Here is a 26,572-nt window from a genome sequence, read left to right on the forward strand (position 1 = left end):
GTTGTGTCGCGAAAAGCCTACCCCGGAAGTTCTTGGAAGCCAACCTCTCAAGTCATATCGACATGGGCGAACCCGGTAGGTTAACGACCCCATGGAAAAGACCCTCGCATCCCGGCTCGGAGGTGCGGCCCGCGTCGCCCGCACCCGCCTGAACCTGACCCAGGCGGACGTGGCGGAGCGCATCGGCATCGCGAGTGAAGTCTATGGGCGGCTGGAGCGCGGGCACATGCTGCCCAGCATCCAGACCTTCCGTCGGTTGTGCGTGGTGCTGTCCATCTCCGCGGACGAGGCGCTGGGTCTGAAGCCGTCGCAGGACGTGAAGTGGGCCGCGGAGCCTCCGTCCGACTATGGCGAGTCCGCGGAGCTGCGCCGGCTGTTGCGCCGCGCGAAGCAACTGGACCGGGGCTCCATCCGCATCCTCAGCGTGCTGGCCTCGCAGTTCAAACCGCGCAGCTGAAGACCCGCGGGGGCTCATCCGGCCTCCGCCGCGCCGTCCCAGCGCGACAGCCGCTCCCGCAGCTTCCGGACGGAGGGAAAGCCGTTGAAGAGCACCACCTGCGGGTGATCCTCCAGCACCTGCCGCTCCGCCGACTCCTTCGCCAGCGCGCGGTCCACGCCCAGGAGCAGCCCCGCGTCGGGGCGCGCGCGCAGCTCCGCCAGCCGGCGTGACAGCGGCGCCGCGTGCCACGGGTGGAACAGCTCCAGCGCGACCTCCTGGCCCGTCTTCCGGTGGCGGAAGGTGAGGTCGGGCACGCACAGGCCGGCGGCGCCGGTGTGGCGGGGCAGGGGCGTCAGGTCCAGCGCCCAGGCGTCATCCTCGAAGCCTTGCGCCAGCGCGGCCACCTCCGGCGGCACGTGCCCCAGCGCGGCGGGCAGCGGGGACACCAGCGGATCCTCGTGGGAGAGCTGGAGCGTGGAGCGCTTGCGCGCGTCCTCCAGCACCGCGGAGAGCTCCCAGCGCTCCAGGACGGGGACCACGGAGAGGAAGCTCGCGAGCTGCAGGCCGTACTTCTTCTGCAGGGACAGCATCGCGCCAGGGCCCTCCACCTCCAGGGACCAGTCCTCGCCGTCGCGCCGGACCTCCGCCACCAGCCGGCAGAACTTCAGCCACCGCAGGAGCTTGCGCACGCGCAAGAGCTCCGGCGACCGGGCGCGCAGCGTGAGGCGCCGGGCGTTGAGCAGCGGCCCCTGCGCGAGCGCCAGGTTGTAGCGGTCCAGGAGCCCCTGTGGCGTGAGCGCCTCGCCGTCCCAGCCCAGCAGCTTCCGGTTGCCGGGCAGGTCCGAGTACAGCGCCTCGCGGGTGTCGGGCAGTGGCGCGTCCAAGGCCTCGGTGAGGCGCGCTTCGTAGGCCTCCAGCGTCGTGTCTGGAGAGAGCGTCCGCAGCACCTTCGCGCCCACGAGCAGCGTGCGCCAGCGCGCCTCCGTGGCGCCTTCGCCGGCCTCGTCGAAGAGGAGCCGGTCCAGCAGCAGCTTCACCAGCCCGCGCGCGACCTTGGGGCGGCTGAACGCGCCGGCCTTGAGGCTGAAGGCCTCCTCCACGTCGTCGCGGCTCTGGCCCCGGAAGGCCTCCGCGTCCGCGAGCAGCTCCTTCGCGAGCGCCTGGAGGGACGGGTCGTGCGTCTTCACGAAGGACGGCCGCAGGATGCCTTCGCGCACGCGCGAGGCGAGCAGCTCACGCGTCAGCATCGGGCGGGCCCTCCGGTTCCTGGTAGGCGCGGTGCTGCCTGCGCCGCTCGCTGATGCCGCTCTCCGCCGTCTGCGCGGAGCACACCTCGTACAGCAGGGCGCGCTTGCCGGGGCGCTTTCGCAGGATGCGGCCCAGGCGCTGCACGTGTTCGCGCACGCTGCCGCTGCCGCTGAGCACCACGCCCACGCGCGCTTCCGGCACGTCCACGCCCTCGTTGAGCACGCGGGACGTGAGCAGCACCGGCAGCTCCGCGCTGGCGAACGCGGCCAGCAGCGCCTTGCGCTCCGGCAACGGCGTGTGGTGCGTGAGCGCTGGCAGGAGCAGCCTGCGCGCCAGCGTGTAGACGGTCTCGTTGTCGTCCGTGAAGACGATGACGCGGTCCTCGCGGTGCTCCAGCAATATCTTCCAGAGCGCGTCCAGCTTGCCGCTGGAGGTGAGCGCGATGCGGCGCTGCTCGCGGTAGCCGCGGTACGCCGCGCGCCCCTCGTCGCTGCGCTGGCTCTGGGCCAGGAAGCGCGCCCAGCCCTCCGGCGACGCGAGCGGCACGCCCAGCCTGCGCACGAACGTGAGGTAGCGGCCCCGCGCCTCGTCGTAGCGCGTCTTCTCGTCGGGCGTCAGCGGCACCTCGATGCGGCGGACTTCATAGGGCGCCAGGTACTGGCCCTGGAGCTCGTCGATGCCGGTGCGGTGCACCAGCGGGCCCAACAGTTCTTCACAGACGCGCTCGCCGCCGTCCGCGCGCTCCAGCGTCGCGGTGAGCCCCAGCCGGTAGGGCGCGAGCGTCCCCTCCGCGATGAAGCGGTAGCTGGGCGCGGGCAGGTGGTGGCACTCGTCGCAGATGAGCAGGCCGAAGCGGTTGCCCGTGAACTCCATCTGCATCGCCGCGGAGTCGTACGTCGTCACCGTGAGCGTCTGCCGGTCGTTGACGCCGCCGCCCACCATGCCCACCGGGCCGGAGAAGTGCTTCGCCAGCACGCCCTGCCACTGCGCCATCAAATCCAACGTGGGCACCACCACCAGCGTGGGCCGCTTCACCCACGCGATGGCCAGCACCGCCAGCAGCGTCTTGCCCGCGCCGGTGGGCAGCTCCACCAGCCCCCGGCCCCCCGCGCGCGTCCAGGCCTCCAGCGCGGCGCGCTGGTGCGGGAACGGCTCGATGGGGACGGTGAGGGGCAGCTCCACCGGTTCGAAGCGCTTCGCGCGGTCCTCGTAGGGCAGCCCGCATTCACGCAGGCGCAGGACGACGTCGCGGTAGTGCAGCGCGGGGGCGCGGAAGACGCCCGTGCGCCCGTCCTTCTGGAAGAGCGCATGCAGGCGCTCATCGTCGGGCAGCGTCGGCGCCACCAGCGTGCCGCTGTCGTAGTGCAGCTCGGTGAGGGGGGAGGGCAGGGGCTCGATGGCGGAGGCTCGGGACGCGAGGGGAACCGACGTGGGGGGAGATGCGCGCGGGAAGGGAAGTAGCGGGTTGGAGGGCGCTCCGCCACTGTGGCCCGCACGGCGGGAGGAAACCACGGGCGCGGGCGGCTGGCTGCCTGGAGGCACTGCGAGCCCTTCCGCACGCGGGACGGATTGCTTTGTGGGGGGCCAGGGCGTTACCTGCTTCCCCCATGGCCTGGACCCGCCCCGCCGCTGCTCGCCGTGTTCCGCCCGCCGGCTGGAGGCCCGTGTCCTTCCGGGCGTCGCGCTGATGCGGGTCCTCGTCGTCAGTCCGCATCCGGCGTCCCGCGCGCTGCTCAGCCGCTTCCTGGACGCGGAGCCCGACGTGGAGGTGTCCGCCACCGGCGAGCCCGATGACGCCTTCGCCTCCATCAAGGAGAACAAGCCCGCGCTGGTGGTGGTGGACCTGCGCCGCCCGGACGAGGACCACCCGCTGTTCCTGGGCCTCTTGCGAAAGCGTCACCCGTCGCTGCCGGTCATCTCGCTGGTGCCCGGACGGCTGCGCATCTTCGACGGCCGCTCGGAGCGCGTGCGCGAAGCCCACGGCGACACCGCGGAGGCGCTGCACCACCTGATGGGCTCCGTGCTCCAGGCCACGCGCGACCTCTTGGCCCAGCACCTCTTGCGGATGTTGCGCCCGCCGGTGGGCCGGGCCTGAGGGCCTGGGGCTTTCGCGCGACTACAGGCGCAGCCGGTAGCCCACGGCCGCGAGCACCGCGCCCGCGTTCACGTCGCCGGTGGTGAGGAAGTCCACCGGGGCGAAGTGGTACTTCGCCTCCAGGAAGGCGCCGCCCGGACCCAGCGGCAGCTCCGCGCCCGCGAGCGCCTGGAAGCCGAGCCCGCCGCCGCTCTCCGACGCGGTGCTGTCGAACGACTCCACCGTCGCACGGTGCAGGTACAGGCCCGGGCCCGCGCCCACGTAGGGCGTGAGCGGCCCGAACGCGCGCGGGAAGCGGAACACGGCGGACAGCTGGATGGCCACCTCGCGCTCGGCGAGCGTGTACGGGGACTCGATGGGCTGGCCCAGGTTGTCCAACTGGGGCCCGCGCAGCGTCCCCGTCGTGGAGGGCCGGTGGTAGTTCACCTCCAGCACCAGCGCGAGCCGCCGCTGGAGCAGGGGCGTGACGTAGCCCACCTCGGCGCCCAGGAAGAGGTCGCCGCCCAGGGACGTGACGGGCTTGATGAAGCCTGCCTTGGGCGCGATGAAGAAGGGGCCTCCGTTGTCCTTCTTGGAGGAGGGAGCGGCGGCCAGCGCCGCGACCGCGAGCAGTGCGAGCGCGTTCATGGGGAGACAGTGAAGCCGGAGGACGCGGGGATGGTTCCGAAGGCGCCGCTGGGGTCCGCGACGATGAGCCCGTAGGTGCCGGGCACGACGCCGCCGGGGCACGCGGGGTCGGTGACGGGCCGCGGGTCGAAGCCGGAGCACGTGGGCACGGTGGCCTTGAGCTGCGTCGCGGAGACGAACTGCACGTCGTACAGCGGGATGTTCACCGTCTGGCCCGGGTCCGTCTTCACGGGCGCGACGAGGTACACCTCGTGGGTGCCGGGTGACGTGAAGGGCGTCGAGCCGGGGGACGTGGGGTTGGTCAGGGTGAGGGTGGTGTCGCTGGTGGCGGATCCGCTGCGCGGTGCCACGCCGAGGGCGCCCAGTTGCGCGTAGTCGACGGTGAGCGCCTGCGGCCGGGTGGTGGCGCAGCCCTCGGGGTTGGTGAGGGTGAGCGCGTAGGTGCCTTCGGGCGTCGCGGGGGGCACCTCGGTTTCGATGCGCGTGTCGGAGACGACGGCGAGGGTGAAGAGGGGCTGGTCCTCCTGGCCTTCACGCTGGAGGACGATGAGCGGCAGCGCGTCCGAGCGGAAGCCGCTGCCTTCGAGGATGAGTGGGCTGCCGGCGCTGTAGTGGAAGCCCTGGGGCGCGGTGACGTTCGTGATGACCGGCGGCGGCACGACGCGCAGGGCGTCCTCGAGCTCGGAGGTGCCGCCCAGGGGGTTGGTCACGGAGACGGTATAGGCGCCGGGGGGCAGCACGTTGGACGGCGTGCTGTCGCGGGTGGGCAGGTCCATCCGCATGAGCTCGGTGCGCGCGAAGAAGAGGTGGTCGGCGGGGAGCGTGTAGTCGCTCGGGCCGCTCAGCGAGACCTGGGGCAGCTCCACGGAGGGCGTGTCGGTGAGCGCGTCGCGGGGCACGGGGGTGAAGCGGCTGCCGATGAGCTCCAGGCGCCATCCCGCCGCGCCGCCACCGGCGTTGCAGACGCGCGCGGGGGTGACCAGCCGCTGCAGCGGATTGATGAGGCCCTCGAGCTTCGGGGTGGTGCCTTCGGTCGATTCGGAGCAGGCGACCAGGCTGAGCAGCGCGGCGGCGACTGGAAGGCGCACGGGTTCCTCCATCATCCCGTCAACAAGGCTGTCACACGTTAGGCCGGGGCCCCGAAGGGTCAGGAGTTTTTTCCGGCTCCGCGCCCACAGCCTGGCCCGTTCTTCCAGGCTGGATGGTTCAAGTGCTTGATATCAAAGGGGAATATCTCGGAGAGAAGCGTCGGCACGGCGAATGCTAAGGCTCTCCGGCATCAGGAACGGGCAGCACGGCGGGGGGGACGGAGTCGGTGGGGGGGAAGCCGCACTGCTTCGGGGGGAACAGGGCGGGACGGGCAGCAAGGCAGGACGGGGCAGGGCGGGACGGGGTTGGGGGAGCAAAGCAGGACGGGGCAGGGCGGGACGGGGCAGCAAGGGTTGAACGGGGCAGGACGGGCGGGACGGGGCAGCACGCAGGACGGGGTAGGGCGGGTCGGGGCAGCAAGGGTTGAACGGGGCAGTACGGGCAGGACGGGGTAGGGCGGGTCGGGGCAGTACGGGCGGGACGGGGTCGGGGCAGCAAAGGCAACACGGGGCAGTACGGGCGGGACGGGGTAGGGCGGGTCGGGGCAGCAAGGGCAACACGGGGCAGCACGGGCGGGACGGGGTTGGGGAAGTACGGGCGGGACGGGGTTGGGGCAGCACGCAGCACGGGCAGTACGGGCGGGACGGGGTTGGGGCAGCACGGGGCAGGACGGGCGGGACGGAGGAGGGGGACGCAACAGCAGCACGCAGCACGGATCAGCAGGCAGTGCGGTCGAGCAAGGCAGCAGGCAGCACGCAGGACGGGGGCTGGGCGGCGGGACGGGGCAGTGCGCAGTTTGGGGGAGTCCGGCAAAGCGGTCGTGGTCGCCGGACGGGAGACGTGAAGGGCAGTGAATCAAGACGTGGCGGTGCGAGCGCTTCGCGATCCAGCCGACGGCGGTATCCGGCGACGCGACAGTCAGCACCGGACGTGTGGCGGTGGCGGGTGTGGAGTGGCGGGTCGGGGGGAGCAACACGCAGCCGGGTCTCGAGGAGGGAGCGCTCCCGGGATCCGGCGTACCTCGCAAATCTCATCGCGCAGGGGCGCGATGTCTGGAACGGGGAGAAGCCTCATGGGAGCGGTGTCCATCGTCACCGCGGCGGTAGCGGTCCTGGCTGCTCACGCGGCCATGGCTCAGACTGCACAGCGGGTGCAGTTGCCGCAGGCTCAAGTGCAACAGGGGGAAGCCCGTCGTCGCATGAATGATCCGGAGCGGCTGGCGCCCTTCGGTCTGATGCTCGACGCGGGCATGCCCGAAGGGGCGGGCCTCTCCGGCGTCATCCGCCCCTCGCCGCACCTGCGGCTGCACATCGGTGGCGCGCACAACGGGCTGCGAGGCGCCCTGCGCGCGGGCCTCACGCTGCTCCCGCTCAGGGGCAAGTTCTCGCCCTCGTTCTCATGGGAGTTCGGGCACGCGCAGGCCGCGAGCATGAAGACGCTGAACCAGCGGCTCGGGGATCGCACGCAGCTGCCCGCCTCCTCCATGGAGCGCGTGGGCTACACGTACTTCAGCACGCACCTGGGCCTGGAGTTCAACGCCACCCGGCGCCTGAGCTTCTTCGTGCGCGGCGGCATGAGCGTCATGGAGATGGACGTCCCCAGCCTCCAGAAGCTGGATGAGCCCTTCCGCGACTCGCTGTCTCCCGTGGAGACGCAGTCGTGGATGATGCGCAAGCTGGAGCCGTCCGGAAAGCTCGGCTTCATGTTCTTCTTCGGCTGATCAGCCGGCGAGCACCCGCTCGAAGAACGCGAGCGCCTGCGCCTCCGCCCAGAAGTACGGACGGAACACGCTGCCCGCGACGAAGCCCACGTGGCCGCCCTGTCCGGTCAGCACCACGCTGAGGAACGGGTTGTCCCGCGCCGAGGGCGGAATCACCGGCGCCTCCAGCATCGGATCATCCGCGGAGCTCAAGAGCAGCGTGGGCCGGCGGATGTCCGCGAGCCGCGGCCCGGCTGAAGCCTCCCGGTAGTAGTGCGTCGCGTCCCGGAAGCCATGCAGCGGCGCGGTGACCACGTCGTCATAGCCCCGGATGGTGCGCGCCGCCTCCATGCGGACCCCGTCGAACGCGCCGGGGAAGCGCTGCAGCTTCGCGCGGGCCTTGCTCTTGAGCGTGCGCAGGAATCGCTCGCGGTAGAGCCAATGGTAGCCGCTGCTGCCGCCATCCAGCTTCCGGCAGCAGGCGTCCAGATCGTACGGCGCGCTGATGGACGCGGCGGCCACCACGGGCGCCCCGTCTCCCGTCTCCTCCAGCAGCCGGCACAGCACGTTGGCACCCAGCGAGAAGCCCACCGCGAGCATCGGCCCGGTGATGCGCGCGCGCACGTCCGCCATCACCAGCAGCGTGTCCGCCGTGTCCCCGGAGTGGTATGCGCGCGGAAGGCGGTTCGGCTCGCCGCTGCACGAGCGGAAGTTGATCGCCGTGGCGCCCCAGCCGCGCTTCGCCGCGCCCCGCAGCACCTCCGTGACGTAGCCCGCCTGGGACGACCCCTCCAGGCCGTGCAGCACCACCACGTGCGGCGCGCCCGTCGGGCCGTCGAAGGTGTCCAGGTCGACGAAGTCCCCGTCCGGCAGATCGCGCCGCTCCCGTCGCAGGGGCGGCACGCGGGTGGGGCGCACGACGGACGCGTAGATGGTCTGCGCATGCGGGCCACGAAGGCCCGGCGCGGGGACGAACGGCTCGGTGGGCTGGAACGTCACTTCCGCTCCCGGAGGGCGCGCGCCATGCGCATGGAGGCGCAGCCGGACTCGCGCACCGCCTTCGCCTCCGCGGTGAGCTGGAACAGCGCCAGGTAGTTGTGCACGCGCTCCTCCAGCGTGGGGGCCTCGATGCGGCGGCACACCTCGTCCGCCGCGTAGTCCCGGCACACCTGGGGCCGCCGGTCATAGACGGTGCAGAGGTTGTCCGCGCCCAGGTGCGGGCAGCGCAACCCCAGCGGCTTGTCCAGCGCGGCGATGTCCGGCGCCACGCAGCAGGCGCCACAGCAGGTGCACTCCATGAAGCTCCTCGGGGATGCGGTCTTCAGCGGGGGACGGCCTGCTCCACCTTGCCCAGGTTCGTCACGGTGAGCGTGACGCCCTGGCCCTTCTTCCACGCGCGGAACTCCTCCTCGCGCGTGGGCGTCACCTCGTGCTGCTTCACGCCGTCGTCGTCGTAGCGCACGAGCACGGTGTAGTCCTCCTCGCGCCGCAGCCGCTCGTTCGTCCCGGCGGTGAGCTCCGGCCAGCGCGGCGGCTCCTCCGTGCCCTTGAGCTCGCGCGTGTCCACCGGCTTCCACGCGTACGAGTCGTAGGTGCACTGCTGCGCGTAGATGGGCTCGTCGCGGTAGCGCGTCTCCGTGTCGCAGTCCTCGTAGGACTCGTTGCAGTACTTCGTCACGTCGCGACAGACCTCCTCGGCGAAGCCGTTGCCCTTGTCGCGGCGGGTGCACTTCTCCTCGGTGCCGCAGGCCACCTTGCGCGTCTTCGTCCGGCACACGCGCCGGGTGCCGTCCGCCACCTGCCGGGTGCCCCGCTGCCGGGACACGCAGTCGCGGATGTTCGTCACGCCCAGCAGCTCGCCCGTGCCGTTCACCGGCATGCGCGGCTCGGTGGGGACCAGCTCGTTGCGCCAGCCCGTGCGCGTCACCGGCACGAAGCGCTCCAGCACCAGCGCGCGGCGCCAGTTCGTCGCCACCACCTCGCCCTTGAGCTCATGCTTCATGTTGCCCCAGAAGCCCACCGCGCAGGTGCCCAGGCAGCAGGAGCTGAGGATGCCCACCACGATGAGCGCCACCTTCCCGAAGCGGCGGGGCTTGGGCGCGGGCTTCGGTGGCGCCTGGGGGCCCAGGTCCGCGATGGGCGCGGCCTTCGCATCCGAGCCCCGCTCGGCGGAGCACTGCCGGCAGCGCGTGCCGTCACCCCGGTTGGCCGCGCCGCAGTAGGCGCAGAACCAGTCCTCGCCGGCGCCGGCCATGTCCAGCGCCTGTTCGTCGCTGACGCCTTCGCGGGTGGACTTGCCGGAGGCCGCGTCCACGTCACCGAAGTCGAACTCGGACTCCTTGCCACTGAGTTCCCGCGGGTTGTTGCAGGAGGGGCAGTTCTTGTGACGGGCGGGGATGTTCCTGGCGCCGCAGGACGTGCAGTTCCAGGACCCCTCGATGATGCGCCTTCGCTCGGCCATGGGCGCATCCTAGGGGACCTGTCGGCGCCTGACACATCCGGGTTAAGGTAGCCGTCCCCTCCGGGCCGGCGAGGGGGAATCAGAGGGGGTTTCCATGTCTCGTCGGACGTTGGATGTGATTCCGAAGCACCGGCTGTTGCGCCGCACCCTCTACGGGCTGTTGCTGGCCGCGCCCCTGCTGCCAGGGGGAATGGCCTGCGGAGTCAAGGAGTGCGAGCATGGCGCTCCCTTCCTGAGCGGAGGCCCCCTCGCCCGCTTGCCGGACGGCAGCCTTCCCGAGAATCCGTCATGCGAGACGTGTCCCGACCAGGACGCACCGCTGGCCTACTGCCTCGCCACGACCACGAGCACCGGGGACGCGGAGCTCCGCTGCACCTACTACACATGTTCGAACGATGGCCGCAGGCCCGAAGGTTTGCGCGAACCCAGAGGCGCCGGACCCGCTGATGCGCTGGGGGCGCTCTTCGCGCACGCGGCCTGGCTGGAGGCGGCGTCGGTGCCGGCCTTCCTGCGGCTCGCGGACGAGCTCAAGGCGCACAGCGCACCGGAGGTCCTGGTGAGGGCCGCGCGGCGCTCCGCGGGGGATGAGGTCCGTCACACGCGTGTGATGCAGGCGCTCGCACAGCGTCACGGCGCGACGATGCCGGAGGTGGACCTGCCGCCGTTCGAGCCCCGCTCGCTGGAGGAGATGCTGCGGGAGAACGCCGTGGAGGGCTGCGTGCGGGAGACCTTCGGCGCCTTCGTGGCGGGCTGGCAGGGCCGCACCGCGGAGGACCCGGAGGTGCGGAGCACGCTGCGCGCCATTGCGCGGGACGAGGTGCGGCACGCGGAGCTGGCGTGGGCCGTGGATGCCTGGGCGCACACGCGCTTGAGCGCGGCGCAGCGGGAGCATCTGCACCAGGCGCGCCTGGACGCGCTGCGGAGCCTGGGCGAAGAGGTGGAACGTCACCAGCCGCCGGAGCCGTGGATCCACGGCGCGGGTCTGCCCTCGCGCGAGCAGGCCCGGGCCCTGTTCCAGGGGCTCGCGGGGCTGACCGCGTAGCTCACACCCAGAGGGCGCGAGGGAAGGGGACCTCCGGCGCGGGAGGCAGTCCCGGACGCAGCGGGCGCAGCATGGGCAGCGACCCGTCCCGCTGCACGCGCACCGCGCCGGGCACCCCCGTGAGCAGGGGCGCCGTCGCGGCCTCCTCCCACCACACCACGCGCTTGAGCCCCGCGTGGTGCGCCACGCGGCGCGCCTCGGTGAGCAGCGCCTCCGCCGAGGACGCGTCTCGCGCGTCCAGCATCAACACCACCAGCTCGCCGTAGCGCGCGTTCATCACCCACAGCGCGGTGGAAGTGCCCACCACCGCGCCGCACGAGCGGGGCCGGGGCCGCGACAGCAGCTCCGCGTAGATGCGCTCCCGCTCCAGGTGCCAGTCCACCTGCGTGGCGCTGGGCCACAGGAAGAAGGGCACGTCCGGCTTGCGCATCCGCGCGAGCGCCGCCGCCACGTCCGTCTCCTGGAGCCCGCCGTCCACCGGCCGCCCGCCCGGCGCATCCACCGCGTCCAGCTGCCAGTCCCACGCGGGCACCTCCACGTAGCCGGACCGGCGGTACAGCGGCGCGCCCACGTCGGAGAAGAGCACCACCGAGTGCGGACGCGGCGCCACCTGCTCCAGCTCCGCGGCCACGGCGTCCATCATCCGCGTGGCGTGTCCCCGGCCGCGCAGGGGCTCCTCGGTGAAGACGCTGGCGATGGCGTAGCTGTCCCCCGGCGCGAGCTGTCCGTCCGGGCCCCGGAGGAAGCTGTCCGTGTGGAAGGTCTCGCACGAGGCCAGCACCCGGCCGTCGTCCGCCAGCCACAGCCAGGTGTTCATGCCCTCGCGGCTCCACGGGTGCGCGCGCAGCCGGGCTTCGCGCTCCTGGTACTGCGGCACGCTCAGGGGTGAACCCCACGCGGCATGGGTGACGGCGTCGCGCTGCGCCTTCTGCGCGTCGGTGGCGAGGACGAGGGACATGGTGCCGCGCACGCTAGCCACGCGCCCGGCCCGCGCGCGAGCGCTACAGCGTCGTGGTGTACGGGAACCGGAAATGCAGCTGCAGGTACGCCTGCCCCACGTGGAAGATGCCGTCCCCCAGCGAGTCCGGCAGCCCCAGCCCGCCCAGCTCCTGCGGCACGTAGAAGGTGGACTCCCAGCCCACGCTGACCAGGAAGCTCTTCGCCAGTTGGAACTCCAGGTCCGCGCCCAGGCTCGCCCCGGGCCGCAGGAAGTGCGTGTCCGGCAGCGTGTCGGAGAAGATGTACGCGTACGTCAACACCAGCCCCACGCCCAGCTTGAAGCGCACCGGGCTGGACGACAGCGGCAGCCCCAGGCCCAGCGGCTTGAATGTCACGCCGTACATCCCCGTGTCGCGGTACTTCGGCGAGATGATGAACGAGTCCGGGATGAAGATGGACGGCGAGATGCGAATCTCATCCATCTGCTTCGCCTGCTTGCGGTAGCGCGCGGGGATGGCGCGCTGGTTCTTGCGCAGCCACTCCCTGTCCAGCACCGCGTCCACCGACAGCTTCAGCCCCGTGTGCAGGAGCTGGTCGTCCGCGATGGGGCCGGAGAACACGAACACCGCCGGCCCCACGCCCACGTCCACCGGCACCGTGACCCTCTGGGCCGCCGGGACGACGGCGGGCCACAACGACAGCGCGAGCAGCAGCGGGAGCAGGGTGGGCCTCAAGGGCGGGTCCTCACGTACCGGGTCCGGAGAGGACCCACATGCCAAGCCTAGAAGGTCAGGACGCTCCCTGTCCCGCATGCGCTATGAAGTTCGCGCCGGAAAGGGAGCCGGCCCTTTCACGCTCCCTTGCAGGTCCGCTGCCGCACCTGCCTCACCCCAAGGAACTCAGATGGTCCCCGTTGCGCTGCTGCTCGCCTCGTCGCTGCAATCCCAGACGCCGGCGCCCGCCCCGCGTCCCGCCGCTCCTCCGCCTCCGGCCGCCGTGCGCGCGCCCGCGCCGCCCGCGCCGCCCGCCCTCCCCGCGGACGCCCCCGCCGCCGAGCGCGCCGCCGCCGCGGCTGAGCGCGCCGCCATCGCCGCGGAGCGCGCCGCCGAGGCCAGCGCCCGGCTCGCGGAGGCCATCGAGCGCCTGTCCGAAGTGACCACGCGCGGGCCCATTGCCCCGCCGCCGCCGCCCGCCGCGCCCGCCCCCGAGGCCGCGGCCGCCGCGGCAGCCCCCGAGAAGAAGCCCAGCGTCTGGGACGTCAGCGTGGGCCTGAGCCTCATCTCCCTCACCGGCAACGCGTCCACGCTGACCGTGAGCGGCCTGGCCAGCGCGCTGCGCAAGACGGACAAGTGGATCTACTCCGTGAAGGCCTTCGGCGCGTACGGCCGCAGCCGCCCGCCCCAGGTGGAAGGGGAGGTGGAGTCCCTGTCCCAGGTGGTGGCCCTCAACGCGGGCGTCGAGCTGCGCGGGGACCGCCGCTTCACGCAGGAGATCAGCGGCTACCTGCTGGCCGGCGTGGACACGGACCACATCAAGAGCGTGGAGGCGCGGCCCTACGGTGAAGCCGGTGCCAGCATCTTCTGGTTCGACACCAAGCGGGATGAGAAGGCCAGCGTGCGCGAGACCGTCCTGCGCACCGACTTCGCCTTCCGCTACGCCCGCGAGACGCGCTTCCAGTACTACCCGGAGCGCGTGGACCTGCCGGACGTGGACCTGGGCGGTCCGCGCTTCGGCGCCCTGTTCCGCTACGGCGTCTCCAAGGACATCACCTTCCAGGAAGAGGCGGAGATCCTGGTCAGCGTCATCAGCGACTCGCGCATCCTCTTCAGCAGCCAGACGCAGGTGATGGCCAACCTCACCGACGCGCTGGCCCTGGGCGTGGGCTTCCTCGTGAAGTCCGACAGCGCCCCGCCCCCGGGCAAGGTGTCCACCGACACGGCGCTCTCCTTCAACCTGACCGTCGCCCTGTAGTCCCCCGCGCGGCAAGCAGGTCCGCCAAAAGCGACGCGGCGCCAGGGAAGAATCCCGGGCGCCGCGTTCATGCTTCAGGAGACTGGGGAAGCGGGGCTACTCGTGCGTCTCGTGGCCCTGCTTCTCGATCTGCTGGTGGCCGCCGTGACGGCCTTCCGTCGGGTTCGCGCCGATGTCCACCGCCTGCAGGTCGCTGTACTGCGACCCCGGCGGGTTGGCCAGGCGGAAGCGGGTGCCCAGGTCCATCAGCGAGAATCCGATGAGCAGGACCACGAAGAGGATGGACACGCCGAACACCAGGCGGTTGGCGCCCTGGTGCTCCGACAGGTGCATGAAGTACAGCGCCACCAGCGTGCCCTTGACGCTGGCGATGACGAGCGCCAGCAGCAGGCCGAAGCTGGGCAGGTGCATGCGGCCGGTGAAGACCGTGACAAGCGTCAGCACCAGCAGGGCAATCCAGATGACCACGTAGCGCCCGGCGCCGTGGTGCTCCTGCATGTTGTGCTCTTCCTGACGCGATTCGTTGGCGATGGCCATGTCGTAACCCTCAGACCAGGTACAGCATCGGGAAGAGGAAGATCCACACCAGGTCGACGAGGTGCCAGTACATGGAGCCCAGCTCGACCTGCGTGTAGTTGTTCGCGCTGAAGTCCCCGACGCGGTACGCACGCACCGTGGCGAACGCGAGCACCGTCATACCGATGACGACGTGCAGCGCGTGCAGCGCGGTGGAGGCGAAGTACACCGTGAAGTACAGCGGCGCGCCCGGCAGTTGGATGCCTTCGTAGAAGTAGTAGCGGCCCGGCAGCGTCCCGATGTGGAACTTGTGCTTGTACTCGAAGAACTTGATGACGAGGAAGCCCATCGCCATCAGGAGGGTGAGCACGTTCATGTGCCCCACCATCTTGTTCTTCCCCTCCTTGGCGTAGTGCACCGCCATGGCGGCGGTGAACGAGGAGGTGATGAGCACCACCGTGTTGATGGTGCCCATCGTCAGGTCCAGGCTGCGGCTGGAGGCCGCCCACGCTTCCGGGAACAGGAAGCGGTAGGCCGCGTAGCACGCGAACAGACCCGCGAAGAGCAGGATTTCCGTGGCGAGGAACAGCCACATGCCCAGCCGCGCCGCGTGCTTCTGGACCTCCAGCGACGCGAAGTGGGCAGCCAGCTTGGGACCGGGCACCGAGCCCGGCGTCACGTGCGCGCTAGACATCCGACACCTCGCCCTGGGCCTTCTTCGGATCCACGTAGAAGTGCGGCTCCTCGGGATACGTCGGCTGGGGCCCGATGAAGTTGTGCGTGGGCGGAGGGGACATGGTCAGCCACTCGTAGCCCTTGCTGTTCCACGGGTTGTCCACGCGCTTGCCGTAGATGAGCGCGTAGGTCAGGTAGATGGCGATGATGATGAAGCCGAACGCCAGCAGCGACGCTCCGGCGGTGGACGCCACGTTCAGCGCCTGGAAGCGCTCCGGGTACTCGTAGTAGCGGCGCGGCATGCCCGCGTTGCCCACGAGGAACTGGGGGATGAACGTCGCGTTGAAGCCCAGGATGATGAGCGCCGCGGACACCAGGCCCCACCCCTCGTGGTACATCTTCCCGAACATCTTCGGGAACCAGTAGTGGAGCGCGGCCAGGAAGGCCATGATCGTCGCGCCCACCATGATGAAGTGGAAGTGCGCCACGACGAAGTAGGTGTCGTGCCACGGCACGTCCAGCGACACCGTCGCCACCGCGATTCCCGTCATGCCACCGAACACGGTGAAGAACAGGAAGCCGCAGAAGTAGGCGAACGGGGTGCTGAACTCCACCGCGCCCTTGTAGACCGTACCCACCCAGTTGAAGACCTTGATGGCCGTGAACACGCCCACCAGCATCGACAGCACGCCGAACACACCGGCGTTGAAGGTCGACTGGCCGGACACGAACATGTGGTGGCCCCAGGCGAAGAAGCCCACGAACGCGATGCCCACGCTGGAGTACGCCACCGCGCGGTAGCCGAAGATGTTCTTGCGGCTGAAGGCGGAGACGACCTCGCTCATCACGCCGAACGCCGGCAGCACCATGATGTACACGGCCGGGTGGCTGTAGAACCAGAACAGGTGCTGGAAGAGCACCGGGTCACCGCCACGGGCCACGTCGAACATGCCCAGGCTGAACAGGTTCTCCGCCGTCACCAGCAGGAGCAGCAGGCCAATCACCGGCGTCGCCAGCACCTGGATGCAGCTGGTGGCGTAGAGCGCCCACACCATCAGCGGCATCTTGAACCAGGTGATGCCCGGCGCGCGCATGGTGTGCGTGGTGACGATGAAGTTCATCCCCGTGAGGATGGAGCTGAACCCGATGATGAACGCGCCGAAGAGGACGGGCGCCACCGTGGTCGTCGTGTGCGCGCTGTACGGCGTGTAGAACGTCCAGCCGGTGTCCAGGCCGCCGTTGAGCATGCCCCAGAGCGCGAAGCCCGCGCCCGCCAGGTACACGTAGAGCGACAGCAGGTTCAGCCGCGGGAAGGCCACGTCCTTGGCGCCCAGCATCAGCGGCAGCATGAAGTTGCCGAAGATGCCCGGGATGGCGGGGATCATGAACAGGAAGATCATGACCACGCCATGCAGCGTGAAGACGCGGTTGTACGTCATCGCGTCCATGATGGTCGGGCCCGGCGTGAGCAGCTCGATCCGGATGAGCAGCGCGAAGATGCCGCCCACCAGGAAGAAGAGCAGGATCCACGCCATGTACATGATGCCGATGCGCTTGTGGTCCACCGTCAGCAGCCACGACTTCACCGTGGTGCCGTCCGTCAGGTAGCTCGGGTGGTGGCCGTGGTCGTCGTGCGCCTCATGGCCGGGGACGGCGGCCCCCGGCGCGGCGATGCTACTGGATGGGGTCATAGGCGGGGCCCTCGGAAGCGGTCTCGCGCACGTTCGCGGTGCGCAGCGTCTTGATGTACTCGACGATGGCGGCCGACTCGGGGCCCTGCAGCTTGCCCTGGTAGGTCGGCATCACGTTCTGGTAGCCGGCGACGATGTGCGCGCCCGGGTCCATCATCGACTGGGTGATGTAGGCTTCATCCACGCGGATGTTCTGGCCGTCCTCGAGCTTCTCGTTGCGCTCGTAGAGGCCCAGGAAGGTGGGGCCGATGTGCTTCGAGCCGTCCACCGAGTGGCACTTGAGGCAGCCCTGCGTGCCCACCAGCTTCTGGCCCTGCTCGGCCATGCGGGCGACGGGCGGCACGAGCGACGTGTCCGCCAGCGCGTCCTGCCGGTCCTGCAGGCGGCCACGCTGCTGCTCCTTCAGCCAGTTCTCGTAGTCCTCCGGCGAGAGCACGACGACCTCCGCCAGCATCTTCGAGTGCGACAGGCCGCAGTACTCGGTGCAGAGCACCTGGTACGTGCCGGGCTTCGTCGCCTCGAACCAGGCCTGCGTGTAGCGGCCCGGCAGCGCGTCCATCTTGATGCGGAAGGACGGGACGTAGAAGGAGTGGATGACGTCGCGGGACGTGATGAGCAGGCGCACCGGGCGGTTGGCCGGCACGTGCAGCACGTTCACGCCGTTGGGGCCCTCCGGGTAGGAGAACTTCCACATCCACTGCTTGCCCATGACGTAGACATCCATCGAGTCCTTGGGCGGAGTGGTGTACCAGGTGAAGTCCCGGAACCCGATGGCGAACCACGCCAGGAAGAACACCAGCGGGACGGACACGAAGAGGAACTCCGTCTTCAGGTCCGGCACCACGTATTCGGTGTGCTGGTGGGACTCCCGCCGGCGGTAGCGGAAGAACATGAAGAGCGCCGCGAGGCCGACGCCCGCGGACATCACCATCGTCGTGCCGACGACGAAGTAGTGCAGGAAGTCGACCCGTTCCGCGAACGTGGACGCGCGCTCCGGGAGGAACAGGAATTGGTTGGCCAGGTCGCTCATGTAGTCGCGCCTTTCTTCAGCTCGCGCCTCCAGAAATAGATCAGCATCGTGGCCAGGGCGCCGAAGACAGCCAGGGAGCCCAGGCGGATGAACCCGAAGATGTAGAAACCGTACCGCCGCGTGGCGGTGTCATACTTGAAACAGGACATGACGATGCGATCGACGCTCGTCCCGACCCGACCGCCCGCTGCTTCCAGCAGCGAAAGCTTCACGTCCTTGCGGTCGAACGACGTGCCGTAGAGGTAGCGGGAGATGCTCCCCTCCGGCGTGAGCACGGTGACCACCGCGGGGTGGGCGTACTGCTTCGTGCTCGGCTCATACGTGTACTTGAAGCCCACGGCATCGGCGAGCTTGTGGATGTTCTCGTCGGTGCCGGTGAGGAAGTGCCAGGGGGCCGTCTGCGGCAGGCCCATGGACTGGAGGTACTTGCGCCTGCGCTCGTGGCTCTGCGCCGGGGTGTCCTTGGGGTCGATGCTGACGGTGACCGCCTCGTAGTCCTTGCCCAGCTCCAGGCCCAGCTCGCGCATCACGCGGACCTGCTCGTTGATGACGAGGTTACAGAGCATGGGGCACTCGTAATAGACGAGCGTGAGCAGGGTGGGGCGCGTCTTCGACAGCAGCGTGCCCAGCCGCACTTCTTCCCCGGAGTCGTCCTGGAAGCGGGTCTCCAGGGGAAGCGGCTCCCCCAGGTGCTCCACCACGTCCACGCCCGTCACGGGCGGGGGCAGGTCGGAGTCCGCCTCCACGATGGCACGGGGCGTCTTGCCGCCACCCGGCAGGGCGAACGCGGGCGTGGTGCTGACGAGCACCAGCGCGAGCGCCGCGAGGAGCCCGGCGGCGCGGGCGGAGGAGGGCGGAAGAAGGGACGGCATGGCGGGGGACGGCTCGGGGGTAGGAGGAGCGGGTGGGAGCCTACTTCTTCGGGGCCGGGGCCGGGGGCGCCGTGTGGGGCGCGGGGGCCGGGGCCTGGGGCTGCACGGGGGCCGGGGCCGGCTCGCGGGCCTTCTGGGTCTCGGTCGTGATGACCTGGTCCATGGCCTGCTCCAGCGGCTTGTGGGCGGCGACGCCCGGCTGGTCGCCCCAGCCGTTCTTCAGCGCCTGGTGCTGCCCGCCAAGCTTCTCCGTCGCGCGCCAGTCCTGTTCGAACAGGCGCTGGTTCACGATGCCGACCTCGTACTGGCCCACCGCGGCCGGACGGGGCGGAGGACCGTTGGGCTGGGCCTCCTCCATGGTGACGACCTGGATGCGCCAGGCCCACACCGCGCCCACGAGGAAGAGGACCATGGCGCCCACACCGACGCCGATGATCTTCCCCATGACGAGGTGGTCTTCCTCGGCCGCCACGCCATGCGCGCCGACGATGACCCGCGATTCGACTTCGGACTGGGTCTTCTTCATGGCTGCACGTACCTCAGGGACTCCGCGATGTAGGGGTCCTTCACCGGGAAGGTGTACCGGCCGCGCGCCCGGAACAGGGCGTAGCCCACCGCGACTCCGCCCACGCCCACGAAGGCCGTGAGAATCGTCCAGTGGAAGGTCGGACCGGCCTCACCGGAGAACGCCGGCCAGATGAGCCAATACAGGTCCACGGCGTGCATGAGAAGCAGGTAGGTGGCGGCCACCGCCAGGGTTCCGGGCTTCTCCTTCAGCTTGCGTGACAGCAGCGTGAAGAACGGCAGCACGAAGTGGCCGAAGAAGATGACGTAGGAGACGCCGCGCCACGGGCCGTACATGCGCAGGCCGTACCAGGGGGCCTCTTCCGGGATGTTGGCGATCCACACCAGCAGGAACTGGGAGAAGCCGATGTAGGCCCAGAACGCCGTGAAGGCGAAGATGAGCTTGCCCAGGTTGTGGTAGTGCGGCGTCTTCACCAGGCTGCCGTACAGGTCCTTGCCCTGGGCGCGCACCGTGGCCAGCGCCAGGACGCAGAAGGCGGCCAGGAAGCTGCCGGCGAAGTAGTAGGCGCCGAAGATGGTGGACTGCCACAGCGGCGTGAGGCTCATCAGCCAGTCAAAGGCGGCGAAGGTGATGGTCAGCGCCAGGAAGGGCAGGGCGCCCGGGGAGAAGCGGCGCTGCTTGACGGTGAGCTCCAGCGCGCCGGACTCGTCCTGCTGGGTGCTCCAGGCGTACAGCCGGTGGGAGACGAAGATCCACACCGCGAAGTAGATGACCTGGCGGACGGCGAAGAAGGTGCCGTTCAGGTAGCCGTGCTTCTTGTGCGCCAGGTGCTCCACCTCGATGCCGTGGATGTGGGCGGCCAGCGGCGAGCCATCCACCCAGGGGTAGAGGTACTTCATCATCGGGATGAGGGCGAGGATGAGCACCGCGAAGACGGGGACCGCGATGGACATCGTCTCCATGGCGCGGCGCAGGACGATGGGCCACTTCGCCTTGGCCGTGTGGAAGATGGCCAGCATGATGAGGGCGGCCACGCTGATGCCGACCCAGTAGGTGAAGCCCAAGAGGAAGCTGAAGCTGGTCGCCTCGGGGTTCATGAAGAAGCCCACGGCGGTGAGCACGAGGCCCACCACGCCCAGGCCGAACGCGGGCACCATCAGCTTGGGCGTGCCGGTGTAGCGCTCCATGGCAATCATCGGTTCTCCTGCGGAACGGGCTGCGTCCCGGCGGTGCTCCGGGCGGCCTGCAGCGCGCGCACATAGGCGACGACGGCCCAGCGCTCACGCGTGTCGAGCTCACCCGAGAAGGACGGCATGATGCCGTAGCCTTCGTTGATGGCGGTGTAGAAGTGGCCGGCCGGCTTGTCCGCGAGCTCCAGCAGGGACGGCGGCAGGCGCAGCGCCATGTTCTCCGCGACGACGCTGTTGCCGTCGCCGAGCACGCCATGACACTGCGAGCAGACGATGTTGTACTTCTTCTGGCCCAGGGCCAGCAGCTGCTTGTCCACCGGCAGCGGGATGGCGTTCACGGCGACGCCGTTGGCGCGGCCCGTGGAGATGCCCGGGTTGCCCACCGGCCGCTCGCGCGGGACGGTGCCGACGGGGGGCACGCGCATGGCGCGGCCGTCCGGCCAGAACTCGGACGTCTCGTAGTACTCGTACTTGGCCTGGGTCTCCATGCGCTGGAGGAACTCGGAGCTGACGTTGCAGCCCGTGAGCGCTACGAGCCCGGCGGCGGGGATGAGCCACCTCATTCGTTCTCTCCCGAGACCATGGTCACGTGGGTCGCGCCCAGGGCCGTCAGCTGGTTCTTGACGTCCGCGGCGTCCGTTCCCGTGGGGTGCGGGATGCTCAGCCAGTAGCCGTGCGTGGACGCGCTGCGGAACTCTTCCGACTCGAAGGCCGGGTGGTAGGGCTGCGGCAGCTTGCTGAGGCCCAACAGGCCAAAGAAGATGCCGAACGCGGCGAACAGCACGCTCAATTCGAACGTGATGGGCACCCAGGCCGGGAGGCTCAGGAGCGGACGACCGCCGACGTTGAGCGGATAGTCGATGGTGTTCATCCACGTCTGCATCGTGAGGGCGGTCACCATGCCGGTGAGGCCGCCGCCCAGGGCGATGAAGGGCATGCGGGAGGGCGGCAGACCCAGCGCCTCCGACCCGCCGTGGAGCGGGTAGGGGGAGTAGGTGTCCATGCCCTGGAAGCCCTTCTCGCGCATCTGCTGCGTCGCGGAGACGAGGGCTTCCGGCGTGGCGAACTCGGCCAACACCCAGGAATCAAGGACCTTGGCTTCCATGATGCTAGTGCGCTCCGTGGGTGAGGGAACCCGCCCCGGCGGTGTCCGCGCCGTGGCCGTGGGCAGCGTGGGCGGCGTGCTTGAGCTCCAGCTGGAGCTCCTTCACCTCGCTCACCGCGACGGCGGGAACGAACTTGAGGAACAGGAGGAACAGGGTGCCGAACAGGCCCAGGGTGCCGATGTAGATGCACCAGTCCACCCAGGTCGGCGTGTAGATGTCCCACGACGAGGGGAGGAAGTCCTGGGAGAGCGACGTCACGATGATGATGAAGCGCTCGCACCACATGCCGATGTTCACCGCGATGGACGCCACCCACATGATGGGGATGCTGGTGCGCGCCTTCTTGAACCAGAAGATGTTCGGGGTGACCACGTTGCAGGTGATCATCAGCCAGTACACGCCGGCGTAGGGGCCCGTGGCGCGGTTCACGTAGAAGGTCCAGAACTCGTACTGGTTCATGGAGTACCAGGCGATGAAGTGCTCCATCAGGTAGCCGTAGGACACGAGCAGACCCGTCGCCAGGATGACCTTGTTCATGTTCTCCAGGTGGCGGTCGGTGATGACGTCCCGGAGGCCCAGGTACTTGCGGGCGGGCACGATGAGCGTGATCACCATCGCGAAGCCGCTGAACACGGCGCCGGCCACGAAGTAGGGCGGGAAGATGGTCGCGTGCCAGCCCGGAATCTGGGAGACGGCGAAGTCGAACGAAACGATGGTGTGCACGGACACCACCAGCGGCGTCGACAGACCGGCGAGCAGCAGGTAGCCGATCTTGTAGTTGTGCCAGTGACGGCCGGAGCCGCGCCAGCCCAGGGCGAACAGGCCGTAGATGGTGCGCTGCAGCTTGCCCTTGGAGGAGTCACGCAGGGCGGCCAGGTCCGGGATGAGGCCCACGTACCAAAAGAGCGCGGACACCGTGAGGTACGTGGAGATGGCGAACACGTCCCACACGAGCGGCGAGCGGAACTGCGCCCAGGCGCCCAGGGTGCTGGGGTAGGGGAACAGCCAGAAGGCGAACCAGGGACGGCCCGTGTGCAGCAGCGGGAACAGGCCGGCGCACATGACCGCGAACAGCGTCATGGCTTCCGCGAAGCGGTTGATGCTCGTGCGCCACTTCTGCTGGAAGAGCAGGAGGATGGCGGAGATGAGCGTACCGGCGTGGCCGATACCGACCCACCAGACGAAGTTGATGATGTCGAACGCCCAGCCGACGGGCTGGTTGTTGCCCCACACGCCGATGCCGCGCGCGAGGGTGTACGTGACGCCGACGACCAGGAGGCCCAGCGCCGCGGACGTGATGCCCAGCAGCATGAACCAGCCCTTGCCGGGCTTGCGCCAGACATGGTCCAGCAGCGTCTCATTGAGGGACTTGTCGTCGTGGTGCGGCGCGACGAGGTCCCGGGGCTCGAGGGGGTCGAGCGGGAGGTGTGCGGTCTCGGCCATGACGGTCAGTGACCTCCTTCGTGCGCCGGCGCTTCAGCAGGGGCAGCGGCCACGAGGGCGGGGTTGGGGTTGCGCAGGCGGATGAGGTGGGCGGTGCGGGGGCGGGTGCCCAGCTCGTGCAGGAGCCGGTAGGCACGCTCGTCCTCGTGGAGCTGGGTGACGCGCTGGGCGGGGTCCGCCAGGGAGCCGAAGGCGATGGCCTGCGTGGGGCAGGTCTGCTGGCACGCCGTCTGGAGCTCCGTCTCCTGGATGAGGCGCTTCTCGACGCGGGCGTTGATGCGGACCCGCTCGATGCGCTGCACGCAGTAGGTGCACTTCTCCATGACGCCGCGGTTGCGCACCGTGACGTCCGGGTTCATGAGCATCTTCTCGGTCGGCGTCTTGCCCTGCGTGTAGTGCAGGTAGTTGAAGCGGCGGACCTTGTACGGGCAGTTGTTGGAGCAGTACCGCGTGCCGATGCAGCGGTTGTACACCATGTCGTTGAGGCCCTCGTCCGAGTGCACGGTGGCGTTCACCGGGCAGACGTACTCGCAGGGGGCCTTCTCGCAGTGCACGCACGCGACAGGCTGCATGACCATGGTGGGGTCGTTCTCGTTGCCCTCGAAGTAGCGGTCGATGCGCAGCCAGTGCATCTCACGGCCGCGGCCCACCTGCTCCTTGCCGACGACGGGGATGTTGTTCTCCGCCTGGCACGCCACGACGCACGCGTTGCAGCCCGTGCAGCGCGACAGGTCGATGGACATGCCCCACTTGTAGCCCTCGTCCGGCTTGGTGGCGTACTGGAAGTCGGGCAGGTTGTTCTGCTTGCCCAGCTCGTACTTCGCCTGGACGCGCTCGAGCGTGTGCTCCGTCGCCTTCGACGGGTGCTTGAGCTCGCTGACGGCCATGTCGAGCGCCAGCGGGCGGCCCTCCATGCGCCAGTGGTACTGGGTGCGGGCGAACTTGTGGCTGCCGCGGACCTTGGTCAGCTTGGCGCCGCCGTCGAACCAGGGGGCGTTCACGCTGCGCAGCTGGTTGGCGTTGAAGCCCACGCCCTTGGCCACGACCTCGTGGAGGCCGGTGCGGCCGTAGCCCAGGGCCACGGTCACGGTGTCGTCCGCGTGGCCGGGGAGGACGGTGACGGGGACCTGCAGCTTGCGGCCGCCGTACTCCAGCTCCGCGACGTGGTTGTTCTCCAGGCCCAGCCGCTTGGCGGTGGCGGGGCTGAGGATGGCCGCGTTCTCCCAGACGATCTTCGTGATGGGGTCCGGCAGCTCCTGGAGCCACGCGTTGTTGGCGAAGCGACCGTCCAGGACCTTGTAGTCGTGGACGAAGTTGATCTCCAGCTCACCGGCGGCCGGCGGCTGGTACGCGGCCACCAGCGAGGAGGCGGCGTTCAGGTCCGGCGTGGCCGTCACCGCGGCGGAGATGCTGCCGGGGACGACGCCCTCGGAGACCCAGGTCTCCCAGCGGGTCTCGAAGTCGGCGCGGCCGGCCTCGCCACCCTGCGCGGTCCAGTAGTCGCGCAGCATCTGGTAGGCGGGGCGGAACGGCTCGTCGAGGAACAGCGCGAACAGCTCCGCTTCCGGCACGCCGTTGAAGAGCGGCTGGATGAGGGGCTGGGCGATGCTGACGGTGCCGTCCACCGCGCGGCCGTCGCTCCAGGTCTCCAGCTGGTGCGCTAGGGGCACGAACCAGTCAGCGAACTGGGAGGTCTCGTCCTCGTAGTGACCCGCGTACAGGACGGACAGCGACTTGCGGTTGGCGTTCTGCTTGGGGTCCAGCACCTCCGCCAGGCCCGCGTCCACCGGCAGGGCGTAGACGGGGTTGGTGGCGGTGATGACCAGCGTGTCCACGCGGCCGGCCTTGATGTCCTCCACCAGGGCGCGCACTTCCGCGAGGCCGGTGGCCTCCGGCGCGGCGGCCGGGACGACCTGCACGGTCGCGCCCACGTTGCCCAGCGCGACGTTGATGGCCTGGGCCAGCGCGTGCACGGCGGCGGGCTGACGCTCACCGGCGATGACCACGCTGCGGCCGGTCTTGGAGCGCAGGTCCTGGGCCACGGCCTGCACCCACGAGGAGACCTCCGGGCGCACCGTGCCGGCCTTGCCGGACGCGGCGGAGCCCAGGCTGGCGGCGGGGCCACCCACGGCCTGCGCCAGCGCGGCGGCGATGCCGAAGACCTCGGCGGACTTCACGCGCAGGCGGTGGTCCGCCATGCCGCCCGTGATGGACATGCGGGCTTCCGCCACGTACAGGCGGTTGAGCTCGCCGTTCTTCGGGTCGCGGCGGTCCGCGAACTGGCGGTTGAGGGCCAGGTTCTCCGGGCGGCTCTCCAGGAAGTCCGCGTCCAGGGAGACGATGATGTCCGCGCGGGTCAGGTCGTAGACGGCCTGCACGGGCTGGCCGAAGAGGGCGCGGTGGGCCTGCGCCGCGGACTCGTGGGCCGTGGACGCGAACGTGTGGAAGCGCGCGTTGGGCAGCTTCTTCTGGATGCGGGCGTTCACGTCGCGCAGCAGCGGGGAGCTGATGGGCTCGGTGAGGAAGCGCAGGCGGCTGCCGCCGTCGGCCGCGGCCTTCTGGCTGACGAGGGTGGAGACCTCCTCGGCCAGCACGCGCAGCGAGCGGGGGTTGTTGCCCTTGCGCAGCACGCGGGCGCGCTGCGGGTCATAGAGGGAGAGCAGGAACGCCTGCTCGAACACACCCGCGGCGCCCTTGTTGATGGGGTGCTGGGGGTTGCCCTCGACCTTGACCGGGCGGCCTTCACGCGCGGTGATGAGCAGGCCGGAGGTGTGGCCCGCCAGCGTCATGCCGGACGCGTAGTGCAGCGGGTTGCCCGGAGTGACTTCCGGCGGCGTCTTCGTGTACGCGACCAGCCGCTCGTCCTGGGGACGGGTGCTGCACGCGGTGGCGCCGGCCAGGGCGAGCGACGCGCCCAGCAGCTGCATGAACTCGCGGCGGGCGAAGCCGGTGGGGGGCAGGTCCGCGCCGACGGGGAACTCCGGGCGGGTCTCCTCCAGGAACTCCGGCGTGGCGAGCTTCTCCTCCAGGCCGAGCCAGTACGTCTTGCCGTACGCGCCTTCCGCGGCGACGGCGCGGGTGGAGGCGTGCTCGAGCGCTTCGGTCACGACGTCGTCGTGGGCGTGCGCGTGGGGGGCGGCCTCGTTGCGGCCCGAGACGACCGGGAGCGCGAACGACGAGGGGGTGTCCTGCGCGGGCGCGCTGTCAGGCTTGGTGTTCATCGGTGGCATGTGGAGCAGCTCGTGCGCGAGTGAACGTCGTATTCCTTGGAGAGCTTCTCAGCGAGGGCCGAGGCCTCCGCCTTCTCCGTCGGGGGCGCCCAGGTCATGCTGGTGATGAACTCCTGGGGGCGGAGGTTGGGGCCGGGGTTGCGGTGGCAGTCCAGGCACCAGCTCATCGTCAGCGGGGCGGCCTGCTCGATGGCGCCCATCTGGTCCACGCGGCCGTGGCAGGTGGCGCAGCCGACGCCCTTGCCCACGTGGATGGAGTGGTTGAAGTAGACGAAGTCCGGCAGGTTGTGGACGCGGACCCAGGGGATGGGCTGGTCAGCGAAGAACGCCTTGCGGACCTCGGTGAGGTACGGGCTCTTGTTCCACACCTGCGCGTGGCAGGACATGCACACGGTGGTGGAGGGGATGCCCGCCGACGGGGACTTCTCCACCGTCCAGTGGCAGTAGCGACAGTCAATCTGTTCGTCGCCGGCGTGGTGCCGGTGGTCGAACTCGATGGGCTGTTCCACCGGGCGGGCCTGATTGGTCACGAGCGGCGAGCGCACGTAGGCCAGGAGGCCGCCGATGGCGATGGCGGGCACGGCGAGGAGCATCGCGGCCGACAGGCGCGACACCGTATTCGTCCAGCGTGGGAAGAGAGGGCCGCTCATACCAGGACCAGGGGCAAGGGGACTGAAGGCGAC

Annotated in this window: 26 protein-coding genes; 5 read left to right on the forward strand and 21 right to left on the reverse strand. The window is 69.9% G+C overall.

The features are described from left to right. Nucleotides 1-91: 91 nt before the first annotated feature. Nucleotides 92-457: a helix-turn-helix transcriptional regulator gene (locus tag JYK02_RS38820; RefSeq protein ID WP_120528580.1), complete on the forward strand. Its 366-nt coding sequence runs from the start codon at nt 92-94 to the stop codon at nt 455-457. A 14-nt stretch (nt 458-471) separates the two neighbouring features. On the opposite strand, the gene JYK02_RS38825 is transcribed toward JYK02_RS38820, so the two are convergent. Both JYK02_RS38825 and JYK02_RS38830 read right to left on the reverse strand, forming a co-directional pair. After that, on the reverse strand, nt 472-1,686 hold the full coding sequence (locus JYK02_RS38825; protein WP_207058009.1) for a DUF790 family protein: 1,215 nt from the start codon (nt 1,684-1,686) through the stop codon (nt 472-474). After that, on the reverse strand, nt 1,673-3,076 hold the full coding sequence (locus JYK02_RS38830; RefSeq protein ID WP_207058362.1) for a DEAD/DEAH box helicase: 1,404 nt from the start codon (nt 3,074-3,076) through the stop codon (nt 1,673-1,675). The genes JYK02_RS38825 and JYK02_RS38830 overlap by 14 nt, the downstream gene beginning before the upstream one ends. A gap of 295 nt (nt 3,077-3,371) precedes the next feature. Here JYK02_RS38830 and JYK02_RS38835 point away from each other — a divergent pair, with 295 nt between their 5' ends. After that, entirely contained in the window at nt 3,372-3,782 is a 411-nt protein-coding gene (locus JYK02_RS38835) for a response regulator (protein ID WP_120552676.1), read from the forward strand. 21 nt (nt 3,783-3,803) lie between these two features. Here the strand turns inward: JYK02_RS38835 and JYK02_RS38840 are convergent, their stop codons facing one another. Then, the gene (locus tag JYK02_RS38840) at nt 3,804-4,409 is read right to left on the reverse strand and encodes an outer membrane beta-barrel protein (RefSeq protein ID WP_207058010.1); all 606 of its coding nucleotides are present in this window, start codon (nt 4,407-4,409) and stop codon (nt 3,804-3,806) included. After that, entirely contained in the window at nt 4,406-5,497 is a 1,092-nt protein-coding gene (locus JYK02_RS38845) for a hypothetical protein (protein WP_207058011.1), read from the reverse strand. Before JYK02_RS38845 ends, JYK02_RS38840 begins: the two co-directional genes overlap by 4 nt. 1,199 nt (nt 5,498-6,696) lie before the next feature. Here JYK02_RS38845 and JYK02_RS38850 point away from each other — a divergent pair. Next, nucleotides 6,697-7,218, forward strand: coding sequence for a hypothetical protein (locus JYK02_RS38850; RefSeq protein ID WP_242589634.1), 522 nt, complete (start codon nt 6,697-6,699; stop codon nt 7,216-7,218). Here JYK02_RS38850 and JYK02_RS38855 read toward each other — a convergent pair whose 3' ends face one another. Genes JYK02_RS38855 through JYK02_RS38865 form a run of 3 tightly spaced genes read right to left on the reverse strand, consistent with a single transcriptional unit; the run spans nt 7,219 to nt 9,658 of the window. Continuing rightward, nucleotides 7,219-8,196: an alpha/beta fold hydrolase gene (locus JYK02_RS38855; RefSeq protein ID WP_207058013.1), complete on the reverse strand. Its 978-nt coding sequence runs from the start codon at nt 8,194-8,196 to the stop codon at nt 7,219-7,221. It abuts the gene before it with no gap. Further along, entirely contained in the window at nt 8,193-8,495 is a 303-nt protein-coding gene (locus JYK02_RS38860; protein WP_207058014.1) for a YkgJ family cysteine cluster protein, read from the reverse strand. The genes JYK02_RS38855 and JYK02_RS38860 overlap by 4 nt, the downstream gene beginning before the upstream one ends. A gap of 23 nt (nt 8,496-8,518) precedes the next feature. After that, nucleotides 8,519-9,658 (reverse strand): hypothetical protein, encoded by a 1,140-nt coding sequence (locus JYK02_RS38865; protein ID WP_207058015.1) that lies wholly within the window; start codon nt 9,656-9,658, stop codon nt 8,519-8,521. Between the two features lie 94 nt (nt 9,659-9,752). On the opposite strand from JYK02_RS38865, the gene JYK02_RS38870 reads away from it, so the two are divergent. Further along, the gene (locus JYK02_RS38870; RefSeq protein ID WP_207058016.1) at nt 9,753-10,700 is read left to right on the forward strand and encodes a ferritin-like domain-containing protein; all 948 of its coding nucleotides are present in this window, start codon (nt 9,753-9,755) and stop codon (nt 10,698-10,700) included. Nucleotide 10,701: 1 nt separating this feature from the next. Here the strand turns inward: JYK02_RS38870 and JYK02_RS38875 are convergent, their stop codons facing one another. Both JYK02_RS38875 and JYK02_RS38880 read right to left on the reverse strand, forming a co-directional pair. Next, complete coding sequence (locus tag JYK02_RS38875) at nt 10,702-11,658, reverse strand: GNAT family N-acetyltransferase (RefSeq protein ID WP_207058017.1); 957 nt, start codon at nt 11,656-11,658, stop codon at nt 10,702-10,704. Nucleotides 11,659-11,701: 43 nt separating this feature from the next. Further along, nucleotides 11,702-12,373 (reverse strand): hypothetical protein, encoded by a 672-nt coding sequence (locus tag JYK02_RS38880; protein WP_207058018.1) that lies wholly within the window; start codon nt 12,371-12,373, stop codon nt 11,702-11,704. A gap of 169 nt (nt 12,374-12,542) precedes the next feature. Between JYK02_RS38880 and JYK02_RS38885 the strand changes: the two genes are divergently transcribed. Then, nucleotides 12,543-13,610 carry a DUF481 domain-containing protein gene (locus JYK02_RS38885; protein ID WP_207058019.1) on the forward strand — a complete coding sequence of 356 codons (1,068 nt, stop codon included), beginning with the start codon at nt 12,543-12,545 and terminating at the stop codon, nt 13,608-13,610. A 96-nt stretch (nt 13,611-13,706) separates the two neighbouring features. Here the strand turns inward: JYK02_RS38885 and JYK02_RS38890 are convergent, their stop codons facing one another. The 12 genes from JYK02_RS38890 to JYK02_RS38945 are packed head-to-tail and all read right to left on the reverse strand — an operon-like array spanning nt 13,707 to nt 26,539. Continuing rightward, a complete protein-coding gene (locus JYK02_RS38890; RefSeq protein ID WP_207058020.1) occupies nt 13,707-14,147 on the reverse strand; it encodes a cytochrome C oxidase subunit IV family protein in 441 nt (146 codons plus the stop codon). A 10-nt stretch (nt 14,148-14,157) separates the two neighbouring features. Further along, a complete protein-coding gene (locus tag JYK02_RS38895) occupies nt 14,158-14,820 on the reverse strand; it encodes a cytochrome c oxidase subunit 3 family protein (RefSeq protein WP_171421749.1) in 663 nt (220 codons plus the stop codon). Then, entirely contained in the window at nt 14,813-16,492 is a 1,680-nt protein-coding gene (locus JYK02_RS38900) for a cytochrome c oxidase subunit I (protein ID WP_207058021.1), read from the reverse strand. The genes JYK02_RS38895 and JYK02_RS38900 overlap by 8 nt, the downstream gene beginning before the upstream one ends. Beyond that, on the reverse strand, nt 16,476-17,522 hold the full coding sequence (gene coxB / locus JYK02_RS38905; protein WP_207058022.1) for a cytochrome c oxidase subunit II: 1,047 nt from the start codon (nt 17,520-17,522) through the stop codon (nt 16,476-16,478). Before coxB ends, JYK02_RS38900 begins: the two co-directional genes overlap by 17 nt. After that, nucleotides 17,519-18,394: an SCO family protein gene (locus JYK02_RS38910; protein WP_207058023.1), complete on the reverse strand. Its 876-nt coding sequence runs from the start codon at nt 18,392-18,394 to the stop codon at nt 17,519-17,521. Before JYK02_RS38910 ends, coxB begins: the two co-directional genes overlap by 4 nt. 40 nt (nt 18,395-18,434) lie before the next feature. Next, nucleotides 18,435-18,920, reverse strand: coding sequence for a hypothetical protein (locus tag JYK02_RS38915; RefSeq protein ID WP_207058024.1), 486 nt, complete (start codon nt 18,918-18,920; stop codon nt 18,435-18,437). After that, nucleotides 18,917-20,116 (reverse strand): hypothetical protein, encoded by a 1,200-nt coding sequence (locus tag JYK02_RS38920; RefSeq protein ID WP_207058025.1) that lies wholly within the window; start codon nt 20,114-20,116, stop codon nt 18,917-18,919. The genes JYK02_RS38915 and JYK02_RS38920 overlap by 4 nt, the downstream gene beginning before the upstream one ends. Continuing rightward, nucleotides 20,113-20,673: a c-type cytochrome gene (locus JYK02_RS38925; RefSeq protein WP_207058026.1), complete on the reverse strand. Its 561-nt coding sequence runs from the start codon at nt 20,671-20,673 to the stop codon at nt 20,113-20,115. The genes JYK02_RS38920 and JYK02_RS38925 overlap by 4 nt, the downstream gene beginning before the upstream one ends. Further along, nucleotides 20,670-21,215: a DUF3341 domain-containing protein gene (locus JYK02_RS38930; RefSeq protein WP_207058027.1), complete on the reverse strand. Its 546-nt coding sequence runs from the start codon at nt 21,213-21,215 to the stop codon at nt 20,670-20,672. Before JYK02_RS38930 ends, JYK02_RS38925 begins: the two co-directional genes overlap by 4 nt. Before the next feature lie 4 nt (nt 21,216-21,219). Then, nucleotides 21,220-22,659 carry an NrfD/PsrC family molybdoenzyme membrane anchor subunit gene (nrfD, locus tag JYK02_RS38935; RefSeq protein WP_207058028.1) on the reverse strand — a complete coding sequence of 480 codons (1,440 nt, stop codon included), beginning with the start codon at nt 22,657-22,659 and terminating at the stop codon, nt 21,220-21,222. A 5-nt stretch (nt 22,660-22,664) separates the two neighbouring features. Then, the gene (locus JYK02_RS38940; RefSeq protein WP_207058367.1) at nt 22,665-25,880 is read right to left on the reverse strand and encodes a TAT-variant-translocated molybdopterin oxidoreductase; all 3,216 of its coding nucleotides are present in this window, start codon (nt 25,878-25,880) and stop codon (nt 22,665-22,667) included. Then, nucleotides 25,877-26,539: a cytochrome c3 family protein gene (locus tag JYK02_RS38945; RefSeq protein WP_207058029.1), complete on the reverse strand. Its 663-nt coding sequence runs from the start codon at nt 26,537-26,539 to the stop codon at nt 25,877-25,879. Before JYK02_RS38945 ends, JYK02_RS38940 begins: the two co-directional genes overlap by 4 nt. Nucleotides 26,540-26,572: the final 33 nt, after the last annotated feature.

This window comes from Corallococcus macrosporus, assembly GCF_017302985.1.
GTDB lineage: Bacteria > Myxococcota > Myxococcia > Myxococcales > Myxococcaceae > Corallococcus > Corallococcus macrosporus_A.

What these genes read in the sequence shown, in the direction of transcription:
- JYK02_RS38820 (WP_120528580.1), top strand. Translation starts at nt 92, where the DNA reads ATGGAAAAGACCCTCGCATCCCGGCTCGGAGGTGCGGCCCGCGTCGCC.
- JYK02_RS38825 (WP_207058009.1), bottom strand. Translation starts at nt 1,686, where the DNA reads ATGCTGACGCGTGAGCTGCTCGCCTCGCGCGTGCGCGAAGGCATCCTG.
- JYK02_RS38840 (WP_207058010.1), bottom strand. Translation starts at nt 4,409, where the DNA reads ATGAACGCGCTCGCACTGCTCGCGGTCGCGGCGCTGGCCGCCGCTCCC.
- JYK02_RS38850 (WP_242589634.1), top strand. Translation starts at nt 6,697, where the DNA reads ATGAATGATCCGGAGCGGCTGGCGCCCTTCGGTCTGATGCTCGACGCG.
- JYK02_RS38860 (WP_207058014.1), bottom strand. Translation starts at nt 8,495, where the DNA reads ATGGAGTGCACCTGCTGTGGCGCCTGCTGCGTGGCGCCGGACATCGCC.
- JYK02_RS38865 (WP_207058015.1), bottom strand. Translation starts at nt 9,658, where the DNA reads ATGGCCGAGCGAAGGCGCATCATCGAGGGGTCCTGGAACTGCACGTCC.
- JYK02_RS38870 (WP_207058016.1), top strand. Translation starts at nt 9,753, where the DNA reads ATGTCTCGTCGGACGTTGGATGTGATTCCGAAGCACCGGCTGTTGCGC.
- JYK02_RS38875 (WP_207058017.1), bottom strand. Translation starts at nt 11,658, where the DNA reads ATGTCCCTCGTCCTCGCCACCGACGCGCAGAAGGCGCAGCGCGACGCC.
- JYK02_RS38885 (WP_207058019.1), top strand. Translation starts at nt 12,543, where the DNA reads ATGGTCCCCGTTGCGCTGCTGCTCGCCTCGTCGCTGCAATCCCAGACG.
- JYK02_RS38890 (WP_207058020.1), bottom strand. Translation starts at nt 14,147, where the DNA reads ATGGCCATCGCCAACGAATCGCGTCAGGAAGAGCACAACATGCAGGAG.
- JYK02_RS38895 (WP_171421749.1), bottom strand. Translation starts at nt 14,820, where the DNA reads ATGTCTAGCGCGCACGTGACGCCGGGCTCGGTGCCCGGTCCCAAGCTG.
- JYK02_RS38900 (WP_207058021.1), bottom strand. Translation starts at nt 16,492, where the DNA reads ATGACCCCATCCAGTAGCATCGCCGCGCCGGGGGCCGCCGTCCCCGGC.
- coxB (WP_207058022.1), bottom strand. Translation starts at nt 17,522, where the DNA reads ATGAGCGACCTGGCCAACCAATTCCTGTTCCTCCCGGAGCGCGCGTCC.
- JYK02_RS38910 (WP_207058023.1), bottom strand. Translation starts at nt 18,394, where the DNA reads ATGCCGTCCCTTCTTCCGCCCTCCTCCGCCCGCGCCGCCGGGCTCCTC.
- JYK02_RS38915 (WP_207058024.1), bottom strand. Translation starts at nt 18,920, where the DNA reads ATGAAGAAGACCCAGTCCGAAGTCGAATCGCGGGTCATCGTCGGCGCG.
- JYK02_RS38920 (WP_207058025.1), bottom strand. Translation starts at nt 20,116, where the DNA reads ATGATTGCCATGGAGCGCTACACCGGCACGCCCAAGCTGATGGTGCCC.
- JYK02_RS38925 (WP_207058026.1), bottom strand. Translation starts at nt 20,673, where the DNA reads ATGAGGTGGCTCATCCCCGCCGCCGGGCTCGTAGCGCTCACGGGCTGC.
- JYK02_RS38930 (WP_207058027.1), bottom strand. Translation starts at nt 21,215, where the DNA reads ATGGAAGCCAAGGTCCTTGATTCCTGGGTGTTGGCCGAGTTCGCCACG.
- nrfD (WP_207058028.1), bottom strand. Translation starts at nt 22,659, where the DNA reads ATGGCCGAGACCGCACACCTCCCGCTCGACCCCCTCGAGCCCCGGGAC.
- JYK02_RS38940 (WP_207058367.1), bottom strand. Translation starts at nt 25,880, where the DNA reads ATGAACACCAAGCCTGACAGCGCGCCCGCGCAGGACACCCCCTCGTCG.
- JYK02_RS38945 (WP_207058029.1), bottom strand. Translation starts at nt 26,539, where the DNA reads ATGAGCGGCCCTCTCTTCCCACGCTGGACGAATACGGTGTCGCGCCTG.